This window comes from Hydrogenobacter sp. T-2, assembly GCF_033971325.1.
GTDB classification, from domain to species: domain Bacteria; phylum Aquificota; class Aquificia; order Aquificales; family Aquificaceae; genus Pampinifervens; species Pampinifervens diazotrophicum.
This window is the reverse complement of record NZ_CP117180.1, coordinates 41658-62310: the sequence shown is the minus strand read 5'-3', so window position 1 is coordinate 62310 and position 20653 is coordinate 41658. Positions and strand designations below refer to the sequence as shown.

The 20653-nt window shown below is 43.0% G+C and carries 24 protein-coding genes and 1 tRNA gene; 12 read left to right on the top strand and 13 right to left on the bottom strand.

Features of this window, described 5'->3' with window-relative positions; all coding sequences use genetic code 11:
* Window positions 1–72 precede the first annotated feature (72 nt).
* The gene (rpoD, locus tag IAE16_RS00360) at window positions 73–1785 is read left to right on the top strand and encodes an RNA polymerase sigma factor RpoD (RefSeq protein ID WP_323700716.1); all 1713 of its coding nucleotides are present in this window, start codon (window positions 73–75) and stop codon (window positions 1783–1785) included.
* Here rpoD and IAE16_RS00355 read toward each other — a convergent pair.
* A complete protein-coding gene (locus IAE16_RS00355) occupies window positions 1766–2635 on the bottom strand; it encodes an NAD(P)-dependent oxidoreductase (protein WP_323700715.1) in 870 nt (289 codons plus the stop codon). The two genes, rpoD and IAE16_RS00355, sit on opposite strands and share 20 nt — an antisense overlap.
* Window positions 2632–2943 (bottom strand): hypothetical protein, encoded by a 312-nt coding sequence (locus tag IAE16_RS00350; RefSeq protein ID WP_323700714.1) that lies wholly within the window; start codon window positions 2941–2943, stop codon window positions 2632–2634. Before IAE16_RS00350 ends, IAE16_RS00355 begins: the two co-directional genes overlap by 4 nt.
* Before the next feature lie 14 nt (window positions 2944–2957).
* Between IAE16_RS00350 and IAE16_RS00345 the strand changes: the two genes are divergently transcribed.
* The 5 genes from IAE16_RS00345 to IAE16_RS00325 all read left to right on the top strand — a co-directional run bounded on the left by IAE16_RS00345 (window position 2958) and on the right by IAE16_RS00325 (window position 7416).
* The gene (locus IAE16_RS00345) at window positions 2958–3476 is read left to right on the top strand and encodes a glycine cleavage system transcriptional repressor (RefSeq protein WP_323700713.1); all 519 of its coding nucleotides are present in this window, start codon (window positions 2958–2960) and stop codon (window positions 3474–3476) included.
* The gene (def, locus tag IAE16_RS00340; RefSeq protein WP_323700712.1) at window positions 3473–3979 is read left to right on the top strand and encodes a peptide deformylase; all 507 of its coding nucleotides are present in this window, start codon (window positions 3473–3475) and stop codon (window positions 3977–3979) included. Before IAE16_RS00345 ends, def begins: the two co-directional genes overlap by 4 nt.
* Before the next feature lie 85 nt (window positions 3980–4064).
* A complete protein-coding gene (locus tag IAE16_RS00335; RefSeq protein WP_323700711.1) occupies window positions 4065–4502 on the top strand; it encodes a DsrE family protein in 438 nt (145 codons plus the stop codon).
* An 11-nt stretch (window positions 4503–4513) separates the two neighbouring features.
* Window positions 4514–6580 (top strand): TonB-dependent receptor domain-containing protein, encoded by a 2067-nt coding sequence (locus IAE16_RS00330; protein ID WP_323700710.1) that lies wholly within the window; start codon window positions 4514–4516, stop codon window positions 6578–6580.
* A 110-nt stretch (window positions 6581–6690) separates the two neighbouring features.
* Entirely contained in the window at window positions 6691–7416 is a 726-nt protein-coding gene (locus tag IAE16_RS00325; RefSeq protein WP_323700709.1) for a LytR/AlgR family response regulator transcription factor, read from the top strand.
* On the opposite strand, the gene IAE16_RS00320 is transcribed toward IAE16_RS00325, so the two are convergent.
* The 9 genes from IAE16_RS00320 to IAE16_RS00280 all read right to left on the bottom strand — a co-directional run bounded on the left by IAE16_RS00320 (window position 7413) and on the right by IAE16_RS00280 (window position 15209).
* On the bottom strand, window positions 7413–8021 hold the full coding sequence (locus IAE16_RS00320; RefSeq protein ID WP_323700708.1) for a hypothetical protein: 609 nt from the start codon (window positions 8019–8021) through the stop codon (window positions 7413–7415). The two genes, IAE16_RS00325 and IAE16_RS00320, sit on opposite strands and share 4 nt — an antisense overlap.
* Window positions 8022–8118: 97 nt before the next feature.
* Window positions 8119–9402 carry a cryptochrome/photolyase family protein gene (locus IAE16_RS00315; RefSeq protein ID WP_323700707.1) on the bottom strand — a complete coding sequence of 428 codons (1284 nt, stop codon included), beginning with the start codon at window positions 9400–9402 and terminating at the stop codon, window positions 8119–8121.
* Window positions 9399–9839, bottom strand: a complete 441-nt coding sequence (locus IAE16_RS00310; protein WP_323700706.1) for a hypothetical protein — start codon at window positions 9837–9839, stop codon at window positions 9399–9401. Before IAE16_RS00310 ends, IAE16_RS00315 begins: the two co-directional genes overlap by 4 nt.
* Entirely contained in the window at window positions 9806–10054 is a 249-nt protein-coding gene (locus IAE16_RS00305; protein ID WP_323700705.1) for a DUF454 family protein, read from the bottom strand. The genes IAE16_RS00310 and IAE16_RS00305 overlap by 34 nt, the downstream gene beginning before the upstream one ends.
* 3 nt (window positions 10055–10057) lie before the next feature.
* Window positions 10058–10645 (bottom strand): flavin reductase family protein, encoded by a 588-nt coding sequence (locus IAE16_RS00300; protein ID WP_323700704.1) that lies wholly within the window; start codon window positions 10643–10645, stop codon window positions 10058–10060.
* Between the two features lie 193 nt (window positions 10646–10838).
* Window positions 10839–11825: a sensor histidine kinase gene (locus IAE16_RS00295; protein ID WP_323700703.1), complete on the bottom strand. Its 987-nt coding sequence runs from the start codon at window positions 11823–11825 to the stop codon at window positions 10839–10841.
* A complete protein-coding gene (locus IAE16_RS00290) occupies window positions 11819–13273 on the bottom strand; it encodes a phytoene desaturase family protein (RefSeq protein ID WP_323700702.1) in 1455 nt (484 codons plus the stop codon). Before IAE16_RS00290 ends, IAE16_RS00295 begins: the two co-directional genes overlap by 7 nt.
* 54 nt (window positions 13274–13327) lie before the next feature.
* Window positions 13328–14614, bottom strand: coding sequence for a phosphoribosylamine--glycine ligase (gene purD, locus IAE16_RS00285; protein ID WP_323700701.1), 1287 nt, complete (start codon window positions 14612–14614; stop codon window positions 13328–13330).
* Between the two features lie 7 nt (window positions 14615–14621).
* Window positions 14622–15209 carry an anthranilate synthase component II gene (locus tag IAE16_RS00280; protein ID WP_323700700.1) on the bottom strand — a complete coding sequence of 196 codons (588 nt, stop codon included), beginning with the start codon at window positions 15207–15209 and terminating at the stop codon, window positions 14622–14624.
* 24 nt (window positions 15210–15233) lie between these two features.
* On the opposite strand from IAE16_RS00280, the gene IAE16_RS00275 reads away from it, so the two are divergent.
* The 4 genes from IAE16_RS00275 (at window position 15234) to IAE16_RS00260 (ending at window position 17434) form a co-directional block, all read left to right on the top strand.
* Window positions 15234–16199 carry a flippase-like domain-containing protein gene (locus tag IAE16_RS00275; protein WP_323700699.1) on the top strand — a complete coding sequence of 322 codons (966 nt, stop codon included), beginning with the start codon at window positions 15234–15236 and terminating at the stop codon, window positions 16197–16199.
* Window positions 16192–17166, top strand: coding sequence for a tetraacyldisaccharide 4'-kinase (gene lpxK / locus IAE16_RS00270; protein ID WP_323701650.1), 975 nt, complete (start codon window positions 16192–16194; stop codon window positions 17164–17166). The genes IAE16_RS00275 and lpxK overlap by 8 nt, the downstream gene beginning before the upstream one ends.
* Window positions 17129–17201: transfer RNA gene (locus IAE16_RS00265), tRNA-Lys, on the top strand. The genes lpxK and IAE16_RS00265 overlap by 38 nt, the downstream gene beginning before the upstream one ends.
* A gap of 44 nt (window positions 17202–17245) precedes the next feature.
* Window positions 17246–17434: a hypothetical protein gene (locus tag IAE16_RS00260; RefSeq protein ID WP_323700698.1), complete on the top strand. Its 189-nt coding sequence runs from the start codon at window positions 17246–17248 to the stop codon at window positions 17432–17434.
* Window positions 17435–17559: 125 nt separating this feature from the next.
* Here IAE16_RS00260 and glgB read toward each other — a convergent pair whose 3' ends face one another.
* Entirely contained in the window at window positions 17560–19449 is a 1890-nt protein-coding gene (gene glgB / locus IAE16_RS00255) for a 1,4-alpha-glucan branching protein GlgB (RefSeq protein ID WP_323700697.1), read from the bottom strand.
* A gap of 21 nt (window positions 19450–19470) precedes the next feature.
* Here glgB and IAE16_RS00250 point away from each other — a divergent pair, with 21 nt between their 5' ends.
* Together IAE16_RS00250 and IAE16_RS00245 are read left to right on the top strand one after the other, a co-directional pair.
* Entirely contained in the window at window positions 19471–19869 is a 399-nt protein-coding gene (locus IAE16_RS00250) for a HEPN domain-containing protein (protein WP_323700696.1), read from the top strand.
* Window positions 19814–20170 (top strand): nucleotidyltransferase domain-containing protein, encoded by a 357-nt coding sequence (locus IAE16_RS00245; RefSeq protein ID WP_323700695.1) that lies wholly within the window; start codon window positions 19814–19816, stop codon window positions 20168–20170. Before IAE16_RS00250 ends, IAE16_RS00245 begins: the two co-directional genes overlap by 56 nt.
* On the opposite strand, the gene IAE16_RS00240 is transcribed toward IAE16_RS00245, so the two are convergent.
* On the bottom strand, window positions 20146–20634 hold the full coding sequence (locus IAE16_RS00240) for a DsrE family protein (RefSeq protein WP_323700694.1): 489 nt from the start codon (window positions 20632–20634) through the stop codon (window positions 20146–20148). The two genes, IAE16_RS00245 and IAE16_RS00240, sit on opposite strands and share 25 nt — an antisense overlap.
* Between the last annotated feature and the right edge of the window lie 19 nt (window positions 20635–20653).

Here is a 20653-nt window from a genome sequence, read left to right as displayed (position 1 = left end):
TATAGCGGGTCAGCTTCCAAATCCCAAGGAATGCACAACATCTGAGAAGAATATACATACAGGAGGTTTTGGATGATATACAAACAGCTCATGAAAAAGCTAATTGATGTAAGTGAAAAGGGCTATGTAACCTACGACGAAATCAACGAGCTTCTTGGACCTGAGCTTGTGGATACGGAGCTCTACGAAGAGATAATGGACTTTCTTCAGGAGAGAGGAGTAAAGATAGTGGAAACGGAAGAGTCTGTGGAGGAGATGGAAAAGGAAGATGCCTTTACAGTTTCCACCGAGAGCTTACTCCTTACGGGTAAAGATGGAGATCCGGTAAGGCTATATCTTAAAGACATGGGTAAGATACCGCTACTCAAGAGAGAAGAGGAGATAATGTATGCAAAGCAGATAGAGATGGGAAGAAAGGTGATGAGAAGGGGGCTTTTGAGAACCTCTTTTCTCATTGACAGGGTTTTGAGAGACTGGGGAGAGGTATGCAATGGCAAGCTCAAGGCTACAGACCTTATGGATACGGTAGATGACAGTAAGACCATAGAAGAATACGAAGAAAGCCACGAACATTTGGAAAGATACTTTATAGAAAAGGGTTTTGAACTAGCAAAGGCATACAAGGAAGCAATCTATTGGAGAGACTCTTATCTTTTCTACGCAACGCCAGAATACAAAAAGGAATATCTAAGAAGACATGCTAAGATGAACAGAATCCTCAAGGATATGAAACTCAAGCATTCCAAGTTTGAACGCATAGCGGACGAGCTTTTAAACCTTTATAACAAATACACAAGAAAGTCAAAGGAGTTTGAGGTAAGGAAAAAGAAGTTAGAGAGTATACATCCAGATATAGAGGAGCTTATAGAAAAATATGACCAAGACGCCACCTTACAGAAAAAGGCAGAGAGGGCGGGTTATGGCTTTGCAAGGTTTCAAATGCTAAGGGATGAATACCTTACTCTCAAAAAGGAAATAGAGGACCTTAGGCGAGAGATGGGTATACTTCCTGAGGAGCTTCAAAGGGTTATACACATAATAAAAGAAGGAAGGACAAAGGTGACTCAAGCAAAGCAAGTTATGGTAAAGTGCAACCTAAGGCTTGTGGTATCTATAGCCAAAAAGTATGTGAACAGAGGTCTTCACTTCCTTGACCTTATTCAAGAGGGCAACATAGGGCTTATGAAGGCAGTGGATAAGTACGACTACAGAAAGGGCTACAAGTTCTCAACCTACGCCACTTGGTGGATCCGTCAGGCAATAACGAGGGCTATAGCAGACCAAGCGAGAACCATACGCATACCTGTTCACATGATAGAAACCATAAACGACATAACAAAGGCACACAAAAAGCTCTTCCAAGAGCTGGGTAGAGAGCCAACCGCAGAGGAAATAGCCAAGTATCTTGGTATATCACCAGAAAAAGCCAGAAAGGTAATGAGAGTCTCCCAAGAGCCTGTATCCCTTGAGACACCTATAGGAGATGACGAGGAAACACACCTGAGAGACTTTATAGAAGACAAAAGCGTCCCATCACCGGAGGAACAAGTTTCAAGAAGACTTCTCAGAGAACAGCTCATAAGGGTCTTAAGCACTCTCGGAGAGAAGGAGAAGGAAATACTCATGTATAGGTATGGGCTTGTGGATGGCATAGAGTATACCCTTGAGCAGATAGGTAAGATGTTCAATGTAACAAGAGAGAGGATTCGTCAACTTGAGACAAAAGCCATAAGAAAGCTAAGACATCCAGCAAGGGCTAAGTATCTCAAGGACTTTGAGTTCTAAGCCTTTTATATAGCTCCACGAGGACCGAAAAGTCCTCGCCTCCCATACCTAAATACTTGGCGAGGGCGTATGCATTTTTAACATTTTGAAGACTAAGGCTGAAAGCTCCCAAATCCTTTACCATATCCTCCGCATAATGGAGGTCCTTGTGTATGAGGTCAACGGAAAAGTGAACCGAGTAGTCCCTCTGGAGGAGCTTTTTCTTTTTCACCTCTAAAAGGTAAGATTTTCCAGCACCACTTTCTAAGATATCCACGAGAAGTTCTCTCTCAAAGCCTGCAAGTTCTCCAATAGCTATAGCTTCAGAAAGCACCTGCATGAAGCCACCAAGAACCATATTGTTTATCAACTTTAGCTTGCTTGCATTTCCTGAAGGACCCACGTAAAAAATCTTCTTGCAAAACTTCTCAAATATGGCTTTGTTTTCTTCAAACTTTTCCTTGTCTCCTCCCACAAGGACTGTAAGCTCTCCCTTCTGTGCGGGTATTATGCTACCTAAGATGGGTGCATCAAGATAATAAGCTCCTCTTTTCTTTAGCTCCTCATATGCGAGCTTTGCATAAGCGTAGTGGTTTGTAGTCATGTCTATTATGGTTTTACCCTCTACTCCACCCTCAACAAGCCCATCTTTTCCAAATATTACTTCTTCAGAAGCATGAGAGTCAAAAACTATAAGGAAAACCCTGTCCACTTGACTTATTAGATGTGCGGGGCTGTCCGCAACGGGAAGACCAAGCTCAAGGGCTTTTTCTTTTGTCCTGTTCCAAAGTAAAAGCTCTACACCCTGCTCTGAAAGCCTCCTTGCTATAGCCTTTCCAAGACTTCCAAGTCCTATAAAACCTACTCTCATAGTAAGTTCATTATAACAGGGCTCGCGGATTCCCAGTCTTCCTGTGAAAGACTTACATATGCCCTTTCAAAATCCAAAAATACATCTTCAGCCAGTCCACCCATACTTTCCACAAGTTCTGTGAGTCTTCCAAATTTTTCCTTAGGGACGCTTATGGTATAGGTTCTACCAGTCCAACCTTCGGGAGTTTTTTCCATATAAACATCTATCCATATATCTCCAAACTCATAGGAGAGCATAAAACCCATAGGCTGTGCAAGACCGAGGATTTTTGCTACCTGTGATATGTGAAATCCTAACTCATCCATATTAAAATCTTAGCATGAGGTTTTTTATCCTTTCCCTCTTTGGCAAAGACAGACCTGGCATAGTGGCAGGGGTTTCAAAAGCCCTATACAAGATGGGTTTGAACCTTGAAGATTCCTCAATGACAAGGCTCAACGGTGAATTTACCATAATGCTCATAGTAGCTTCCGAAAGGGATATAAGTGCGGAGGATATACTCCAAAACCTTCAAGAGGTAGGGCAGGAATACGAGCTTTTTATGGTATGTAGGGAGTTGGAAAAAGTGGTTTATCCTAAGGCGGAGGCTATTTATAGGATTGTAGTCTTTGGCTCTGATAAGCCTGGGATAGTCTATGGGGTTTCTTCAATCCTTGCAGACCTTGGCTTAAATATAAGCGACCTTAGAACGGAAAAGAGGGGAAGCCTATATGTGATGGTTATAGAAGCGGAAGGGCAAGAGGATGTAGAGGATATTTTGAGACTTGAGCTTGAGAAGTTAAAGGATTTGTTGGGTGTTGACATAAGCGTAGAGAGGGAGGAAGAGGAAAGGCTATGAGAAAACTACCTATAATAACCTATCCCGATGAGAGGTTAAAAGTCCCTTCCCTTGAGGTTGTATCCTTTGACAAGGAGTTGGATAGTTTTGTTGAAGACCTAATATACACCATGAAAACCTCTCCAGGTTGCGTTGGTATTGCGTCTCCGCAGGTAGGTGTTCACAAAAGGATAATAGTGGTTGACACCTCTAATTCTAAGCATAAGGAAAACAAGCTAAGCCATGGGCTGATGGTGTTAATAAACCCCGAGATAGTCCAGCGTGATGGCGAGCTTGTGGTAAGAGAGGGTTGCCTAAGCGTGCCAGACTACACAGGCAACGTAAAAAGGCATTATTGGATAAGGGTTAGGGCCCTTGACCAAAGGGGAAACCTTGTGGAGTTTGATACAGAAGGCTTTGAGGCGGTGGTTATTCAACATGAAATAGACCATCTTGATGGTAAGGTTTTTATTGAAAGGCTTGTCTCTTCCAAAGACCTATTTAGAAGGAAGGTCTATAAGTAATCGTTAACCCTTTCAAACTTGACAAAGGTCATGATCTATTCTATAATGTTAATTATAACGCTAAATTGGAGGTAAATTCATGAGAATGAAACACCTAATATTTACTGCATTTGTCGGGCTTATGCCTCTTGTAGGTATGCCTTCATGGGCTCACGAGGGACATATGCATCAACATCAAGTTCAGGCTCAGGATAACATAACCGTGGTAGTTAACCTAACAAGGGACAGAGCACCTTCTGCAGTTATGGCTATAAGGTTTGCTACCATATCCCTTGAAAGGGGTAATCCCACTGTAATATGGCTTAACTCTGAGGGCGTAAGGCTTGCGGACGCAAAGGCAAAATCTTCTGAGGCAAGCAAGGCACTACAAGAGTTTATCTCAAAGGGTGGAAAGGTCTATGTGTGTCCGCACTGTGCCAATATGTTAGGAGTTAAAGAGCTTGTAAAGGGTGCGGAGTTTGGCAAGCCTGACATGGTTTTTGGGCTACTTTCTGAGGAAAGAGTGAGAATTATATCTTGGTAAGGAGGTAAGACATGAAGAAGACACTTCTTTTAGGAGCGGTTCTTAGCTTTCCAGCCTTCGCACAGGAGGTGTTGCTAAAGGAGGTTGAGGTAAAGGGCAAAAGGGAGACCTTTAGAGACAGCCTTGAAATAAGAGAGGTGCGAGAATCCTTCGCAAAGGATGTGGGTGAGGCACTGACAAGAATTGATGGGATTCATAAATTCAGGAAGGCTGGCATTGCCAACGATGTGGTTATAAGGGCTTTTCAAAGGGACAATATAAACGTGCTTATTGACGACACCGAGGTTCACGCTGCGTGTCCCAATAGGATGGACCCGCCTGCCTTCCATGTGGACTTTTCTGAAGTGGAGAGGATAGATGTAGTAAAAGGACCCTTTGATATAAGACATCAAGGTTCACTGGGTGGTCTTGTAAACATAGTTACCAAAAAGCCAGAGCAGGGCTTTAGGCTAAGGCTTAATGTCACCGTTGGCTCTTTTGACTACAGAAACTTTTCACCTGTTATTTCCTACAGGGATGAGAAGTTCTACGGACTTGTGGGATACTCCTACAGATATTCAAAGCCTTACAAGGATGGGGATGGCAAGAGGATAACAGAGTATGCCGACTACAAATCACAGTATGTAAACTCCAAAGCCTTTGAGATAAATACCTACTGGACTAAGTTTGGCTTTAAGCCCTTAGAAAACCATGAGTTTGAGATAGGCTACACGAGGCAGGATGCAAGGCATGTGCTATATCCAGCCCTTATGATGGATACCATATATGACAAAACGGATAGGTTTAACCTGAATTATAAGGTAGGAAAGATATCAGACCTGCTTAAATCTCTTGACTTTCAGTTTTACTACACAAAGGTAGACCACTGGATGGATAACAGGTATAGAACCTTTATGGGAACTCCATCAGGACCTTACTCTATGGCTACGGATGCTCAAACAAAAACCTATGGTGGAAGGATAGAGGCAAAGGTTGCTGACTTTACTTTGGGGCTTGAAGCCTATAAGAGAAACTGGGATGCGGTAAACTACATGTGGAGCCAAAGTGCTGGAACCTATAGAAATCAGTTTGTTATACCAGATGTAGATATAACCAACATAGGCTTCTATGGAGAATATAAAAAGCTCTTAACTCAGGCTATGAGAATGGTTGTAGGCTTGAGACTTGACACTACAAAGAGCGAAGCGAATTCTTCAAAAGCCAATACAAACCTATACTACGCCTACCACAATACAAGAAGCACATCAAAAACAGACACATATCCTTCTGGAAATGTTCAGCTCTTTTACAACCTTGCACCCGAGCTTGAACTGTTTACGGGCGTAGGTTATGCGGTAAGAGTCCCAGATCCTCAAGAAAGGTATTTTGCCCAAAATAGGTTGATGATATGTATTGCACAGAATAACTTCTACTGTGCGCGGGTTGGCAATCCTAATCTAAAACCCTCTAAAAACCTTGAGCTTGACCTTGGTCTAAAACATCAAAGTGCCAAATCTCTCACAAAGGCAACGGTGTTTGTAAGCTATGTGCAAGATTATATAACGGTCAACAACAAGCCTGTAGTGAACCCCATGTCTATGGTTGCACCTCCCAACGGTAGGGCAATGACCTACGCTAACACGGATGCTCGCTTTTTGGGATTTGAGTTAAGCTCTACATACAACCTTTGGGAAAACCTATTCCTGCTTGGTGGTGCAAGTTATGTAGAAGGTAGGAAAGACAGAAAGCCAGCCATAGGTATAACCGACAAGGATGTGGCGGAGGTGCCACCTCTAAAGGGTAGGCTTGGTCTTAGATACGATACAGGCATGTGGTTTGTAGAAGGTGAAACCGTAGCAACCTCAACTCAAAACAAAGTGGACTCAGACCTAAGAGAGCAAAAAACCTCTGGCTGGGCTATAGTCAACCTAAAGGCAGGAGTAAATTACAAGAACTTTACCCTCAATGCAGGCGTGGAGAACATTTTTGACAAGAAATACTATGAGCACTTCTCTTATGTAAGAAACCCTTTTTCTGCAGGTGTTAGAGTGCCAGAGCCCGGAAGAAGCTTTTATGTAAGCGCATCCTATCAGTTTTAAGCCCAGCATGGCTATGCGGTAGGCTCTTCCCATCTGGGGGAGCCCTCCTTTTAAATAAAATGTAAAAATCTCCATACAAAATGCAGGGACAAGGTGGGAAGATAAAATACATGAGAGCCTTTATAGTAGAAGACGAACCCTTGGCAGTCCAAAGACTAAAGAGGATGTTAAGTCAAGATGGCAGGCTTGAGGTAGTTGGAGAAGCAGGCACATACGAAGAAGCCCTAAAGCTCATAGAGGAAAAAAAGCCAGAGGTCTTGTTTCTTGACATAAGGCTTCCCGATGGCACTGGCATAGACCTTGCAAAAGAAGTCCTTTCCATGGGTCTAAAACCTTACATAATCTTTACCACTGCATATGGCGAGTATGCCCTTGAAGCCTTTAGAGTATCTGCGGTAGATTACCTCCTAAAGCCCTACTCTCAGGAAGACTTAGCCAAGGCTGTAGATAAAGTCTTGGAAAAGAAAAGCAACTTTCAGCAAGTTTCTAATCTTATAAGGGCGGAGCGTCCTATAATACCTGCGAGAATTGGGAATAAGGTTCTGTTTCTAAGTCCAGAGGACATATACTACGTTCAGGCGGAGATGGGAGAGGTAAGCGTAAGAACAAAGGAAGGACTTTTACCACTTAGCAAAAAGCTATACGAGATAGAGGATATGCTTAGACCATACAACTTCTTTAGGGTCCATAGGTCTTACCTTGTTAACCTAAGCAAGGTAAAGGAGCTAAAGAGCGTGGAGCAAAGTAAATATGTGATAGTTTTCAAAGATATAAACGAAACTCTAAAGACAAGCAGAGAGGGTGCAAAGGCACTAAGGGACTATCTAAATATTTAGCTTTCCTTTTGTGGAACTTCCAATATTTTAAAGAGAACCAATCTTATCTCTCTTATGTCCTCTTTTAACTCTGCCTCCGCATGACTTATTCTTCTGTTAGTTTCCATAATCTCAGCCTTAAGTTCTTGACGCGTGAGGTCTACTTTTGCATCTACCTTTTGTATTTCCTCCCTAAGTTTGTTTATGTCCTCCTTTAGCTCCTGTTTTACCATATCAACCTTTGCATCTACCTTATCAACTTTTGCATCTACTTTATGTATTTCCTCCTTTAGTTCTTGCTTGGAGGTTTCTACCTTCATATCAACCTTTGCATCCACTTTATCTATTTTCTCCTCAAGTCTGTTTATCTCTTCCATAAGCTCCTGTTTTACCATATCAACCTTTGCATCTACCTTATCAACCTTTGCGTCTACTTTACGTATTTCCTCTTTTAATTCCTGTTTAGAAGTTTCAACTTTTGCATCTACCTTTGCATCTACTCTATCTATTTTCTCCTCAAGCCTGTTTATCTCTTCCATAAGCTCCTGCCTATAGGTATCCGTCTTTTTATCCACTCTTTGAATGTCAGCTTGGAGTGCATCCAGTCTCTTATCTATATGCATCATCAAAAACACACCAACTCCAACCACCGCACCTATAATCGTTATAGTGCTTATAATAAGCTCCACAATGGGTATAAATATAGGCTTGTAGTTTATACAGTCAAGAAAGGGCTCTATATAGCTCTTTTGCGATGCTTATCCTTTGGTAATAATTTACAATGGGTTTGTGGTAGGGTAGTGCATACCTTATAGGGTCATGTAGCTTTTCGCAGGGTATGTCTGAAAGCTCTGGAATATACCTTTTTATATACTCACACTGCGGATCATACCTTTGGGCTTGAAGTATGGGATTGAAAAGCCTAAAGGGTTTGGGGTCTGCACCCACAGAGGCGGTCCACTGCCAGTTTCCTATGTTTACCACCTCATCGTAGTCCAAAAGGTGTTCCTTGAAAAACTCCTCTCCTATCCTCCAGTCTACAAGCAAAACCTTTGTGAGGAAGCTACCTACTATCATCCTCATCCTGTTGTGAAGCCATTTTTCTTCTTTTAGCTGTCTTATGCCTGCATCTACTATGGGATAGCCAGTGCGTGCCTCAAAGAAAGCCTGTATGTATTCTTGCCTGTTTTCCCATCTTATGTTTCTTCTCTTTTCCTGAAACTCAAGGTCTTTGGTCTGTGGAAAGTTGTAGGCTATATGATACCAGAACTCTCTCCATGCTAACTCCTTTATAAACTGCTCGCTCCTACCCTGTGCGGTCTTAAAGATACTTCTCAAGGATAGCACTCCAAATCTTATGCAAGGAGAAAGTCTTGAAGAACCATCTATCGCCGGATAGTTCCTAAGCTCTTCGTATCTTTCAAAGGGAAAGCTCCTTAACCTCTCAAAACAGTCCTCTGGATGAAAGGGTTCTGGACTATCAAAGTCTATGTTTAAGTCCTTTAAGGTGGGCAATGGTAAGTCTGGCACTTTAAAGTCTTGTGGGTCTTCTTCCGTAAGGTCTACTCTTTTTATCCATTCTGTGTAAAAGGGCGTATACACCTTTTTTTGAGGTATGGATTCTGGTCTCACAAGAAAGTTTTCAAAAACTTCCACATATTCCACACCGTGGGCTTGGCAAATACTTTTTATGACCTTGTTCCTTTCTCTTCCACTCCAGCTGTAAGACGTTGTGGTATATAGATGGGTTGGCTTAGCGGTTTTAAACACTTCTTTTAAGACTTCTTCCGTGCTACCTTGCATACAGTAAACCTTTATCTGTGAGGACAATAGGGCTAAGGCTTTGTATAAGTAGACAAGCCTTTTTTTGTCAACCTTTAAGTCCCTGATTATGTCCTTGTCAAAGATAAAGAGGGGGACAATCTCCTTATGTCTCTTTGACGCATAGGCAAGCCCTCTGTTATCCCTTGCTCTTAGGTCTCTTTTGAACAAATACACCGCTCTCATGGTTTGGCTACCGCAAGGTAGATAACCGTTAGCGATACCACTATAAGTGGCAGGGCTACTATGTATGTAAACATGTCGTAGTTTTTATAGGCTTTTGGCTTTTCCTTTGAACGAGGTATGTAGAAGTTAACAAACCAAAAGTTTATGACCTCAAGTGGTAGTATGATACCTAAAACAAGAGGTAGCTTGTAGTTTAGCCAGTTTATGTCAAACTTATACTTGAGAAGATGAAGCATATAAAAACCCATTACTACAGCTAACACAAAGCCTGCTATTTCAAGGTTGGTCATCCAACGGTAAAAGTTCCTAAGTAGGTCTTGATTGCAACCTGTGGGTCTTTTCATAGAATACAGCATAAAAAGTCCAAGGGAAGAGGATGCTCCAGCCCAGATAAAAATGCCAATCAGGTGGATAAACTTTGCGGTCGTGTATTCCATGACTGTATGTATTTTACAGACCTTTTTATGTATGGGTATATCCTTTTGCCTATGAATGGTATCCTTTTAAGCCTCACTATGTCCCTTTTGGAAGCTCTGGAAAGCAATATAATGGCAAGAAGATACAAGGGAACGGTGGGTAAAAGTGGCAAAAATATGCCAAGAGTGCCAAGCCCAAAAAAGAAAAAGCCAGAAAGCCTATATACGCTCTTCATCAGTTATAAAATATAGGCTTTTGCTCTCGTGTTTTTTGAAAAGTAGGCTTTACCCATGTGGAGAGGATACCTTACCTTTTCTGGCTTTAGCTTACCCTTTTTGTAGTGTATTAGCTCCACCCTGCCTATTAATAGGCTATGGTCTGGAAGCTCAATAAGCCTTTCTTGCTTGCACTCATACACAAGAAGGGATTGCTTCACCATGTAGGCATTAACCCTCAAGGCTTTGAGAGGTTTTATTTCCTTGAATAGTTTCCATTTATCTGTTTGGTCTCCGTGATATTTTCCTGCGATAAGGATGTCCTCAAGGTAGGTTTCAGGGAGGAAGTTGACAGTGAAGTCTATTCCCTCTAAGACCAGCTTATGGCTATAGTTTTCCCTTGCTATGGCTACCGCATACATAAAGGGTTCTTTGTTTGTGGGCATGTGCCAAGCTACTGCCAGTGGATTTTCTCCCACACAAAGGAGTGCCACTGGCCTTGGCACATAACCCAAAAAGTAGGCATCTTCAAGGGTCTTAAAAGTTTCCTGAGGGGCGGGGAGGACCCCTTCAGGAGGAGGCAAGGCATGGGCATGGTGGGCCTTTCTCATGCGGTCCATCTGCCAAGCAAAAAGACCAGAGTTATACCCACTATGTGGACAATCCACCATCCTATCCTCATGAACCTAAAAGCCTCTGGTAGTTGCATGGCACACACCTCCTTTTGGTTTTTACTTATGGATAAGCATAGGTCTTGCAGAGTCCCTTTGGTATGGGACAAAGCTACCCTTTAAGGTTTGATTTTTACCTCTCATCAAGCTCTATTCTAAAGACCGTCAAGCCCTCAGAGGACTTATAGCTTAGCTTTCCATTACAGAGTTCAAGTCTTTTTCTCAGATTAGAAAGACCTGTGCCTTCCCTTATTTCCTCAAAACCTACGCCGTTGTCTATCACCTCTATTATCGCCCTGCCTCCCTCTCTGTAAGCTCTTATTTGCACCTTTCCTCTTCTTAGCTTTAGACCATGCTTTAGTGCGTTTTCTACAAGAACCTGCAGGGAAAACTTAGGCACTTTCAAAGACAAAAGGCTCTCATCCAGCTCCGTTTCAAGCTCTATTTTACCTACGAACCTAAGGCTTATGACCTTCCAGTAGTCTTTGAGGAGGTTTATCTCCTCCTGCAGGGTTATAAGAGGTTCAAAGTAGAGGCTTTTCCTAAGGAGGCTTGCCAAGGCTAATATGGCTTCTTCCGCTTTGCGAGGGTCTTGATAGACAAGCTCCGCCAATGCGTTCAGTGTATTAAACATAAAGTGAGGACTTATCTGACTTTCTAAGTTTCTTATGTGCTCCTCAAGGAGTAACCTTTTGTTTTCTTCTTCTCTTCTTTGCAAAGAGACCAGCTTGTAGAGAAGATAGCCAAGGGATGCGGTCATAATGCCTAAGAAAAAGGAAAGGCTAAGGGCTTTGCTCATGGGAAGATGCAAGTCCACTATTCTAAAGACTTCATTGGTAAGGTAGCCACCTATTGCACCAAAAAAGCCAGAAAGTAAGGCAAGCAAAAGGCTAAAGGGTGTTCTTAAAAACTCTGGCATTTTCTTTACAATCCAGCGGTTGTTTATCTCTGTGGTTATAAGGGAGAGGATAAATATATAGCTTGAGGTAAGTAGTCCAAGAAAAGCCATTGGCATTAGGTTTTGACCGTGCAAAGATGCCACAAAGCCTGATATGGAAAAGCCAAGAAGGAAAGCGAGTAAGAGTATGTATAACCATTCCCTTAGGCGAATCCTTAGCATATTTGAAAGTCCCTTTCTATAAGTTTTAGCAAGTTTATAACACCCATGCTCACACCTGGCCAACCTTGACCTGGAAAGACGGTATCTCCCACAAGATAAACACCCTCCACAGGCGTAAGTGATGAGGGATAGGAAAAGGGAAAGTTCTCCTTTATAACGGGTATTCCACCCACCGAACCCCTGTATCTTCCCGTGTATCTCTCAAAGGTTTTTGGAGTGCCAGCAAAGACATGAAGTTTCTTCAAAGCTCTTAGCTCTGGCAGATGCTTATAGATTAGCTCAAGACAATACTCGGTAGCTCTTTCCTTTCTTTCCTCGTATTCTTCCTTTGAAAGCCCCTCCCATAGCTCAAGCCTTGTGTGGGTAGATATGGTAATACTGCGGGTTTTTTCCTTGCTAAGCACTGGGTCATCTTCCTCTGAGATAGAAAGAAACAGAGACCTACTGCCCGTGTAGGGTATAGGCTCTCTCAGAAGTATAAAATGGTGGTGAGAAAAGTCCTTTGGAAGCTCTCCCTCTACCGTCATGTATATGGTAAAGGCACCCCATAGCTTGGAGTATCGCCTTTTTGCCCTTTCGGAGAAATCCTTAAGCTCTTCTATAAGGTCTCCAGCCTTCCACAGGGTAGTGTTTAGAATAACTCTTTTTGCCTCGTATTGCCCCTTGTTGGTTTCTATGAGAAAACCCCAGGGCTTTTTCCTTATGGCTTTTACCCTCGTTTTCATACTTACGTGTTTTACCCTCTGGGCAAAGGTGTCAAGAAGTTTCCCCATACCACCTATCACATAATAGTTGGTTAGGTTTGGATAGGTAAGCCCCAGAGAGGCTACAGAGAATGGCACCTCTTCTAAAAAGCCCTGTGCGGTAATTAGAGTGTGGTGTGTAAGAAAAAGCTCGTAGTCGGAGTTAAAGTCTCCGAGGTATACCTTCACAACCCTTTTTGCACTGAAAAAATTGCACAAAAGGGTGGAAAGAAAGCCAACAGGATGTTTTGAAAGGTTTCTGAAGGGCAAGGTTAAGCTGGGATAAGGCAGGCTGTCGCACCACATACTCCACATGGCATCGCTTACTTCGTATACCCTCTTCCAAAAGGCTCTGTGGTTAAGTCCCGGAAAGGCTTTTGATATCTCCTCAAGGGCAAGCTCTCTGTTTTTCCACCTTCTTATAGTCTTATCCCCCAGATATATTACCATGGCAGGGTCTATAGGCTTTATGGGAAGCTCTAAACCCACGTACTTTGCTATTTTCCCCACAGGAAGCTCTTCTTCCGCACCTACAAAGGTAGCAGCACCCACATTGTAATAAAAACCCTTCCTCTGAAAAGTCCCCGCACAACCCCCAAGATAGTCAAGGGCTTCAAAAAGAATAACATCCTTTCCCATATGAGAGAGAAGTGAGGAAGCCAAAACACCACCTATGCCACCGCCAACTACTGCGTAGTCAAGCATAAATATAAATATTCCGAAATATGAGTATTAGATTGAAGCGTATGCTATAGAGGTTTAAAAGCCCTTTCTTTCAGTTAACGACCTTATCCCCCTAAGCCCTATGTCCCTTCTGTAATGCATGCCCTCAAACCTTATCTTCTCAACCGCCTTGTAAGCCCTTTCCCTTGCTTCCTGTAAGTCCCTTCCCCAAGCACACACATTCAAAACCCTTCCACCCCTTGTGTATATTTTGCCATTCCTTTCTTCCGTTCCAGCATGGAAAAGCACTATATCCTCTAATTTTTCCACTTCCTCAAGCCCTAAAATCTCCTTGCCATCCTCTGGCTTTTCTGGATAGCCCTTGCTTGCAAGGACTACACACAGTGTATGTCTTGGGTCTATATCAAGGCTTATATCCTTGCCTTCATAAAAATCAAGCAGGGTTTGGAGGAAGTCTCCCCTTAGCCTCATAAGAAGTGGCTGAGCTTCTGGGTCTCCAAGCCTTACGTTAAACTCTAATACCTTTGGTCCTCTATGGGTAAGCATAAGACCCACATACAGAAAGCCCCTGTAGTATATGCCCTCTCTCTTTAGACCTTCTATTACCCTTTCTACTATCTGCTCCCTTATGGCTTTCTCCGTATCCTCGTCCACAAAGGGATTGGGTGAGTATGCTCCCATGCCACCTGTGTTTGGACCCATATCACCGTCAAGAAGTCTTTTATGGTCTTGAGAGGTAGGTAGGGGTAGGTATCTGTCTCCATTGAGAAGCACTATGTAAGAGGCTTCCTCACCTTCAAGGTATTCTTCTATAACCACCCTTGACCCCGCTTCGCCGAGACTTTTTCTTACCATTAGCCTTTCTATGGCTTGCATAGCTTCTTCTTGGCTCTTGCAAACTACCACCCCCTTACCGCTTGCAAGCCCATCCGCCTTTATAACCACAGGAACACCAAAATCCTTCACAAAATTCCTCGCCTTTTGTGGGTCTTCAAATACATGAAACTCTGCGGTGGGTATACCATGCCTTTGCATAAACTCCTTAGCAAAGACCTTACTCCCCTCAAGCATAGAAGCCTTCTGAGAGGGTCCAAAGACCCTTAGACCCCTCCTTTCAAACTCGTCCACAAGACCAGCACACAAGGGTGCTTCTGGTCCAACCACCGTAAAGTCAATACCTTCCCTTTGAGCAAAGTCCGCAAGGGTTTTTATGTCTGTGGGTTCTATGGGTATATTTCTGGCTATCTTTGAAGTACCAGCATTTCCCTTAGCACAGTAAAGGGCTTTTATCAAAGGACTTTGAGACAGCTTCCATGCTATGGCGTGCTCCCTACCACCATTACCGACCACTAAAACCTTCACAATTCAATTATACCAAAACTCTCTCCTTTGCTATTCTAAGAAAGTTTTCAAGAAGTTTCATACCCTCTTCTGAAAGAACAGATTCTGGATGAAACTGGACACCAAAGAGAGGATACTCCACATGTTGGACACCCATTATTTCATCGTCTTCAGACCATGCGGTTATCTTTAAAACCTCTGGCAGGGTGCTCTTGTCTATGACAAGGGAGTGATATCTTACCGCAGTAAAAGGGTTCTTGAGACCTTCAAAGATGCCCTCGCCTGTGTGTGTTATCTGAGATGTTTTGCCATGCATAAGCCTTTTTGCCCTCACTATCCTTGCCCCAAAGGCATAACCTATAGACTGATGACCTAAGCAAACACCCAGTATGGGTATTTCCCTGTAAAACTCCCTTATCACATCCACAGATATGCCTGCCTCCTTTGGAGTGCAAGGTCCAGGAGATATCACAATAGCATCTGGCTTTGCCCTTCTTATGTCCTCAAGGCTTATTTCGTCATTTCTTCTTACAGCCACATCCGCAGAAAGCATCTGCAAATATTGAACCAAGTTGTAGGTAAAGGAGTCATAGTTGTCTATCATAAGGACTCGCATGAGGATTAAAATATAAACCTACGAATGTATAGGTCAATTCTGTATGGCATACTCCTTACCCTCTTGTTTGTGGGCGGTTCATTGGTCTATATAGTCAAGAAGACTTTTACAAAGGACTTTTTTAACGCGCTTATCCATGCGGACAAGAAGTATATGCTCATGTCCTTTGTTTGTATGCTTTTGTATCATACCTTTGACAACATTAGGTTTTTTGTGCTTTCGAGGGCAATGAAGCTAAGATACTCCTTCTTTTACGGCTATGTTATATCCTACATAAATACCTTTGGTGCTACCATAACACCCTCACAAGCAGGGGGAGAGTTTATGTCCATGTATACTCTTTCAAGAAAGGGTGGAAAATTGCATAAGGTGCTTAGCATATTAACTATGAAAATGCTAAGTGGTTTAGTTTTTTTTCTTCTGGCTCTACCCTACGTGCTTTTACACATATACAAAAACCCATCTCAAGGTGTTAGAATAGGCTACGTTTTGCTCTTTTTCTTTGCTTTAGTGCTTTTCTTATACATACTTCTTAGGCTTTTCTTTAAGAGAAGCTCTTCTAACCAGCAAAAGCTCATACAGAGGCTAAAATATAATCTCAAAAAATACTTGGTAGTCCTCAAAATATTTCTTAGGGACAAAAAGATGAGCATACTTATTGCATGCTTAAGCAGTGTGCTTGTTTATATGTCTTTCTTAGCGTCGGGTGCTTTCCTACTAAAGAGCTTTAATCCACAGCCAGAAATTTTAACCCTCATAGAACATCAGCTTTTGCTACTGTATGCCATATTTATAAGCCCAACTCCGGGTGGAAGCGGTGTGGGAGAGGTAGGTGCATTGTATGCCTTTGAACCCTTCTTGGAGCTTTCTCTTCTTGGAGGCTTTTCCATGCTTTGGAGGTTTATAACTCAGTATTTGAGTGCAATAATTGGAGGCTTCTTGCTCGCCTTTTTTCTCATAAGGGACGCAAAAAGGTTCAAAAATGCTTGAAAGCCTCAACCCATACCTCTGGGCGGTAAAACTTAGAAACTGGGTTTATGACTCAGGGCTTATAGCTCAATGCAAATTCCCTATTCCTGTTATTTCAGTTGGGAATCTGTCTGTCGGAGGAAGCGGGAAGAGCTCCTTGGTTAGGTATATAGCTAATATGCTCTCTGAGAAGTTAAAGGTATGCGTAATTTCAAGAGGCTACAAAAGAAGCACAAAGGGGACACTTTTAGTCTCTGAATGGGGTAACTTGAGGGCAAGCTGGCAGGAGGCTGGAGATGAGCCTTATATGTTGGCAAAGCTACTGCCAAGGGTTAGCCTTGTGGTGGATGAGGTGCGGTGCAGGGGTGCGGACTTTGCCCTTAGGGAATTAAAACCAGAGCTTATCATCCTTGACGATGGCTTTCAGCACAGGAAAATACACAGAGACTTAGACCTTCTTCTTCTCAGAAAAAGAGACTTCTCAGACAGGGTTTTACCTTTTGGTAGATTGAGAGAGCCACTTGAAGGTATGGAAAGGGCGGACGCTTTTGTGCTTTCATACAGAGAGCTTGAGGACTTTGACTGGAGACATGCTCACAAGCCTACCTTTAAGATGCGTAGAAGTGGCTGGAGGATACTTAGGAGCACAGACCACAGGCAGGTAGAAAACTACCATGAGCTTAGCTTTTTAGCCTTTTGTGGACTTGGAGACAACGAGCAGTTTTTCCAAACCCTTAGGAGATTAGGCATAAGACTGGAAGACACCCTTGGCTTTCCAGACCACTATCACTATAGAGGTTTCAAACTTCAAAGGGATAAGCTATACATAACCACCTTAAAGGACCTTGTAAAGTTAGAGCCTGCGGAAAACCTTTTCTATCTTGACTTTGAGGTAGAGGTGGAAGGCTTGAAAGAGTTTTTAGAAGGTTTTATAATTAATAGACTGCAGAGGGTCGGTAGCTCAGCTGGCAGAGCAACGGACTCTTAATCCGTGGGTCGCGGGTTCGACTCCCGCCCGGCCCATAGAACAAGTCGCCAAAAGAGAGGAGTAGCATAAATTGAACCCTATGAAAAAGCATTCTAAGGAAAGGGTAAAGTACGTAATAGACCAAACTAAGAAAATCAAGGAAATTATAATGCCATGGAAGGAATTTACACAGCTTATTGAAGATATGCATGATGTTAAGGTAGTTTTGGAAAGGAAAGACGAAGAACTCCTTAGCTTGGATGCTATAAAGAAAACCCTTTATGTATAAACTGCTCTTCAAAAAATCGGTAAGCGATGACTTCAAAAGGATTGACGCCAGCACACCTATAGGATACTTTCTGCCATTGAAGAGCTTTCTATCAATCCGTATCCTAAAAAATATGAAGTTCTAACTTATAAAATCTTCTTTAACACCACCACCGCAAGAGGTGGTAGTGTAAGTTTAAGAGAGAAAGGTCTTCCATGAAAAGGCACCTCTTCCGCCCATACTCCACCCATATTACCAAGATTTGAGCCACCGTATATCTCAGAGTCTGTGTTTAAAAGCTCCTTCCAAAAGCCTGCCTTTGGCACACCTATTCTGTATTCAAAGCGAGGAACGGGTGTGAAGTTGCAAACCACAAGCAGAAGGTCTCCCTCGGAGGATTTCCTAAGATAGCTAATAATACTCTTTTCCCAGTCATAGAAATCTACCCATTCAAAGCCCTCTGGCTCGCAATCCAGCTCGTGAAGTGCCTTCTCTTCTCTGTAGAGCTTATTTAGGTCCTTTATGAGCCTTTGAATTCCTCTGTGGCTTTCGTATTGGAGAAGATGCCAATCAAGACTTTGGTCATGGTTCCACTCCCTCCACTGAGCAAACTCTCCACCCATAAAGAGGAGCTTTTTCCCTGGATGAGTCCACATGTATCCCAAGAGGAGCCTAAGGTTGGCAAACTTTTGCCAATAGTCGCCTGGCATTTTGGATATGAGTGAGCCTTTGCCATGGACTACTTCGTCGTGGGAAAGGGGAAGTATAAAGTTTTCAGAAAAGGCATACCAGATGCTAAAGGTGAGCTGATGATGGTGGTATTTCCTGTATATGGGGTCTTTGGACATGTAAAAAAGCGTGTCGTTCATCCAGCCCATGTTCCACTTAAAGCCAAAGCCGAGCCCACCAAGATACACGGGTCTGCTTACCATGGGAAAGGCGGTAGACTCTTCCGCTATAGTCTGTATGCCCTCAAAATCCTTGTATAGGCATGTATTGAGCTTTTTCAAAAAGTCTATGGCTTCAAGGTTTTCTTTGCCACCGTATATGTTGGGAACCCATTCATGCCTTGAGTAGTCCAAGTAGAGCATGCTGGCAACCGCATCTACCCTAAGACCGTCCACGTGGTATTTCTCAAGCCAAAAGTGAGCGGAGCTAAGCAGAAAGGACCTTACCTCACCCTTTCCATAGTCAAAAACATAGCTTTTCCAGTCAGGATGCCAGCCCTTTCTCCAATCTCCATACTCATAAAGGTGAGTCCCATCAAAGTATGCCAGTCCATGCCCATCGGTGGGAAAGTGAGAGGGAACCCAATCAAGGATAACTCCAATACCCTCTTGATGGAGATAGTCCACAAGATACATAAAGTCTTGAGGTGTGCCATAGCGTGAAGTGGGTGCAAAGTAGCCTGTTATTTGATAGCCCCAAGACCCATAAAAGGGATGCTCCATCACAGGTAGAAACTCCACGTGGGTAAAACCCATTTCCTTTACATACTCTGCCAAAAGAGGTGCAAGCTCTCTGTAGCTTAGCCATCTGTTTCCCTCTTCTGGCACTCTTCTCCACGAACCAAGATGAACCTCGTATATGCTAATAGGTGACCTGTGATGGTTTAGGTCCCTTCTTTTCCTTAACCACTCTTCGTCGTGCCACTCATAACTTAGTTCCCATACGATAGAGGCGGTCAAGGGTGGAGTTTCGTGAAAAAAGCCAAAGGGGTCTGCCCTGTCTGTCCAGTAGCCCCACGAAGTATAAAGGTGGTATTTATACCTTTGACCCTTTTTGACACCTTTTACAAAGCCTTCCCATATACCAGAGCCATCTTCTCTTTTCCTCAAAGGCAGAGAGTGCTTGTCCCAGTGGTTGAAATCTCCAAAAAGGAAAACCTGCTCCGCATGGGGAGCCCATACCGCAAAATAGGCACCATCCTCAAAAAGATGACAGCCCAGCTTTTCATATAACCTACAGTGAGAACCTTCTTTAAAAAGGTATACATCGTAGTCGGTTATAAGGGAAAAGTCATAAAAAACCCTCATGCCTCTGTTATAGTATAGTCCATGAACCGATGGAAAGACTGGTGGGAGCAAGCACTTAGGGACGAAGAAAAGGCAAGGCTTGATTTAGAGCATGGCTATTATGAGTGGGCTTGCTTTACCGCACAGCAGTCTGCGGAAAAGGCTCTTAAGGCACTCTGCATGCATAAAGGCTTTGAACCCTGGGGACATTCCCTGCTTGCCCTTTTACAGTCTTTAAAACAGGCAGGGCTTGACATACCAAGGGAAGTGGAAAGATGCGCTAAGAGCCTTGACCTGTATTACATACCAACGAGATATCCCAATGGTCTGCCTGCAGGCAAACCCTCTGACTATTACACAGAGGAAAATGCACAGGAGGCAATAGATGCGTGCAATAATATCCTGCAATGGTGCAAAACTCATATACATAAGGAAGGATGAGCTCCTGAGCTTTCTCAAAAACTTGGCTGAGAAGATGAAGAGCGAGCTGGAAAATGTTAGCCAAGTATACCTTTTTGGCTCTTTGGCAAAGGGTGAAGAGAGAGGGCTTAGCGATGTGGACTTGCTTGTGGTGGTAAGAGTAAGGTTAGATAGGTCAAACTTCTGGAGGGTTTACAGAGAAATATTTAACTTCGTGGCAGACAGGCTAAAAATGGACTTTGACTTGGTGGTGGTAGAAGAGAGCAAAAAGGAAGAAACTCTAAGAAGGCTCGGGGCTTATCTTCTTATTTCAAAAACTTGAGGTATCATTAGGGCGTAGCCTTGAAGTTGCCAGTGGATTATCTCTGTTATAGCGGAAGGGACGAGCTCAACAAAGGGATAAAAGTCCTTTTCTGAAAGTCCGTATATTTGCTCCGCCGCCATTTTGCACACCTTAAACTCTACTCCATACATGCTAAGGCTTTCAAGCCTCTCCACTATATCCGCATACTGCTCTTTGTTTTTCATGGCAAAAACAGGAAGCTCTCTGCCATGAGAAACCACCACTATGTGTATATCATCTGGGCTGAAATCATAGGGAGGGTTTGTAAGGACAAAGATAACATTGGATATCCATCCAAGAGCTGGTCTTATCTTCTCTGGATGGTCAAGAAATAGCTCGTAAACCACTTTGAAGGGTTTTACATATGGCGTTTGCACTACCTTGCCATGGGGCTGAGCAAAAACCAAGCTAAAGATTAGAAGTAATCCTAATATTGCTTTCATTTTTACACCTCCAAGTGTA

What these genes read in the sequence shown, in the direction of transcription:
- IAE16_RS00310 (WP_323700706.1), bottom strand. Translation starts at nt 9,839, where the DNA reads ATGGAATACACGACCGCAAAGTTTATCCACCTGATTGGCATTTTTATC.
- glgB (WP_323700697.1), bottom strand. Translation starts at nt 19,449, where the DNA reads ATGAGGGTTTTTTATGACTTTTCCCTTATAACCGACTACGATGTATAC.
- IAE16_RS00245 (WP_323700695.1), top strand. Translation starts at nt 19,814, where the DNA reads ATGCGTGCAATAATATCCTGCAATGGTGCAAAACTCATATACATAAGG.
- IAE16_RS00315 (WP_323700707.1), bottom strand. Translation starts at nt 9,402, where the DNA reads ATGAGAGCGGTGTATTTGTTCAAAAGAGACCTAAGAGCAAGGGATAAC.
- IAE16_RS00290 (WP_323700702.1), bottom strand. Translation starts at nt 13,273, where the DNA reads ATGCTTGACTACGCAGTAGTTGGCGGTGGCATAGGTGGTGTTTTGGCT.
- IAE16_RS00250 (WP_323700696.1), top strand. Translation starts at nt 19,471, where the DNA reads ATGAACCGATGGAAAGACTGGTGGGAGCAAGCACTTAGGGACGAAGAA.
- IAE16_RS00300 (WP_323700704.1), bottom strand. Translation starts at nt 10,645, where the DNA reads ATGAGAAAGGCCCACCATGCCCATGCCTTGCCTCCTCCTGAAGGGGTC.
- IAE16_RS00325 (WP_323700709.1), top strand. Translation starts at nt 6,691, where the DNA reads ATGAGAGCCTTTATAGTAGAAGACGAACCCTTGGCAGTCCAAAGACTA.
- IAE16_RS00305 (WP_323700705.1), bottom strand. Translation starts at nt 10,054, where the DNA reads ATGAAGAGCGTATATAGGCTTTCTGGCTTTTTCTTTTTTGGGCTTGGC.
- IAE16_RS00330 (WP_323700710.1), top strand. Translation starts at nt 4,514, where the DNA reads ATGAAGAAGACACTTCTTTTAGGAGCGGTTCTTAGCTTTCCAGCCTTC.
- IAE16_RS00295 (WP_323700703.1), bottom strand. Translation starts at nt 11,825, where the DNA reads ATGCTAAGGATTCGCCTAAGGGAATGGTTATACATACTCTTACTCGCT.
- IAE16_RS00260 (WP_323700698.1), top strand. Translation starts at nt 17,246, where the DNA reads ATGAAAAAGCATTCTAAGGAAAGGGTAAAGTACGTAATAGACCAAACT.
- IAE16_RS00280 (WP_323700700.1), bottom strand. Translation starts at nt 15,209, where the DNA reads ATGCGAGTCCTTATGATAGACAACTATGACTCCTTTACCTACAACTTG.
- IAE16_RS00355 (WP_323700715.1), bottom strand. Translation starts at nt 2,635, where the DNA reads ATGAGAGTAGGTTTTATAGGACTTGGAAGTCTTGGAAAGGCTATAGCA.
- IAE16_RS00275 (WP_323700699.1), top strand. Translation starts at nt 15,234, where the DNA reads ATGTATAGGTCAATTCTGTATGGCATACTCCTTACCCTCTTGTTTGTG.
- IAE16_RS00335 (WP_323700711.1), top strand. Translation starts at nt 4,065, where the DNA reads ATGAAACACCTAATATTTACTGCATTTGTCGGGCTTATGCCTCTTGTA.
- IAE16_RS00345 (WP_323700713.1), top strand. Translation starts at nt 2,958, where the DNA reads ATGAGGTTTTTTATCCTTTCCCTCTTTGGCAAAGACAGACCTGGCATA.
- lpxK (WP_323701650.1), top strand. Translation starts at nt 16,192, where the DNA reads ATGCTTGAAAGCCTCAACCCATACCTCTGGGCGGTAAAACTTAGAAAC.
- IAE16_RS00240 (WP_323700694.1), bottom strand. Translation starts at nt 20,634, where the DNA reads ATGAAAGCAATATTAGGATTACTTCTAATCTTTAGCTTGGTTTTTGCT.
- IAE16_RS00350 (WP_323700714.1), bottom strand. Translation starts at nt 2,943, where the DNA reads ATGGATGAGTTAGGATTTCACATATCACAGGTAGCAAAAATCCTCGGT.
- IAE16_RS00320 (WP_323700708.1), bottom strand. Translation starts at nt 8,021, where the DNA reads ATGATGCATATAGATAAGAGACTGGATGCACTCCAAGCTGACATTCAA.
- def (WP_323700712.1), top strand. Translation starts at nt 3,473, where the DNA reads ATGAGAAAACTACCTATAATAACCTATCCCGATGAGAGGTTAAAAGTC.
- rpoD (WP_323700716.1), top strand. Translation starts at nt 73, where the DNA reads ATGATATACAAACAGCTCATGAAAAAGCTAATTGATGTAAGTGAAAAG.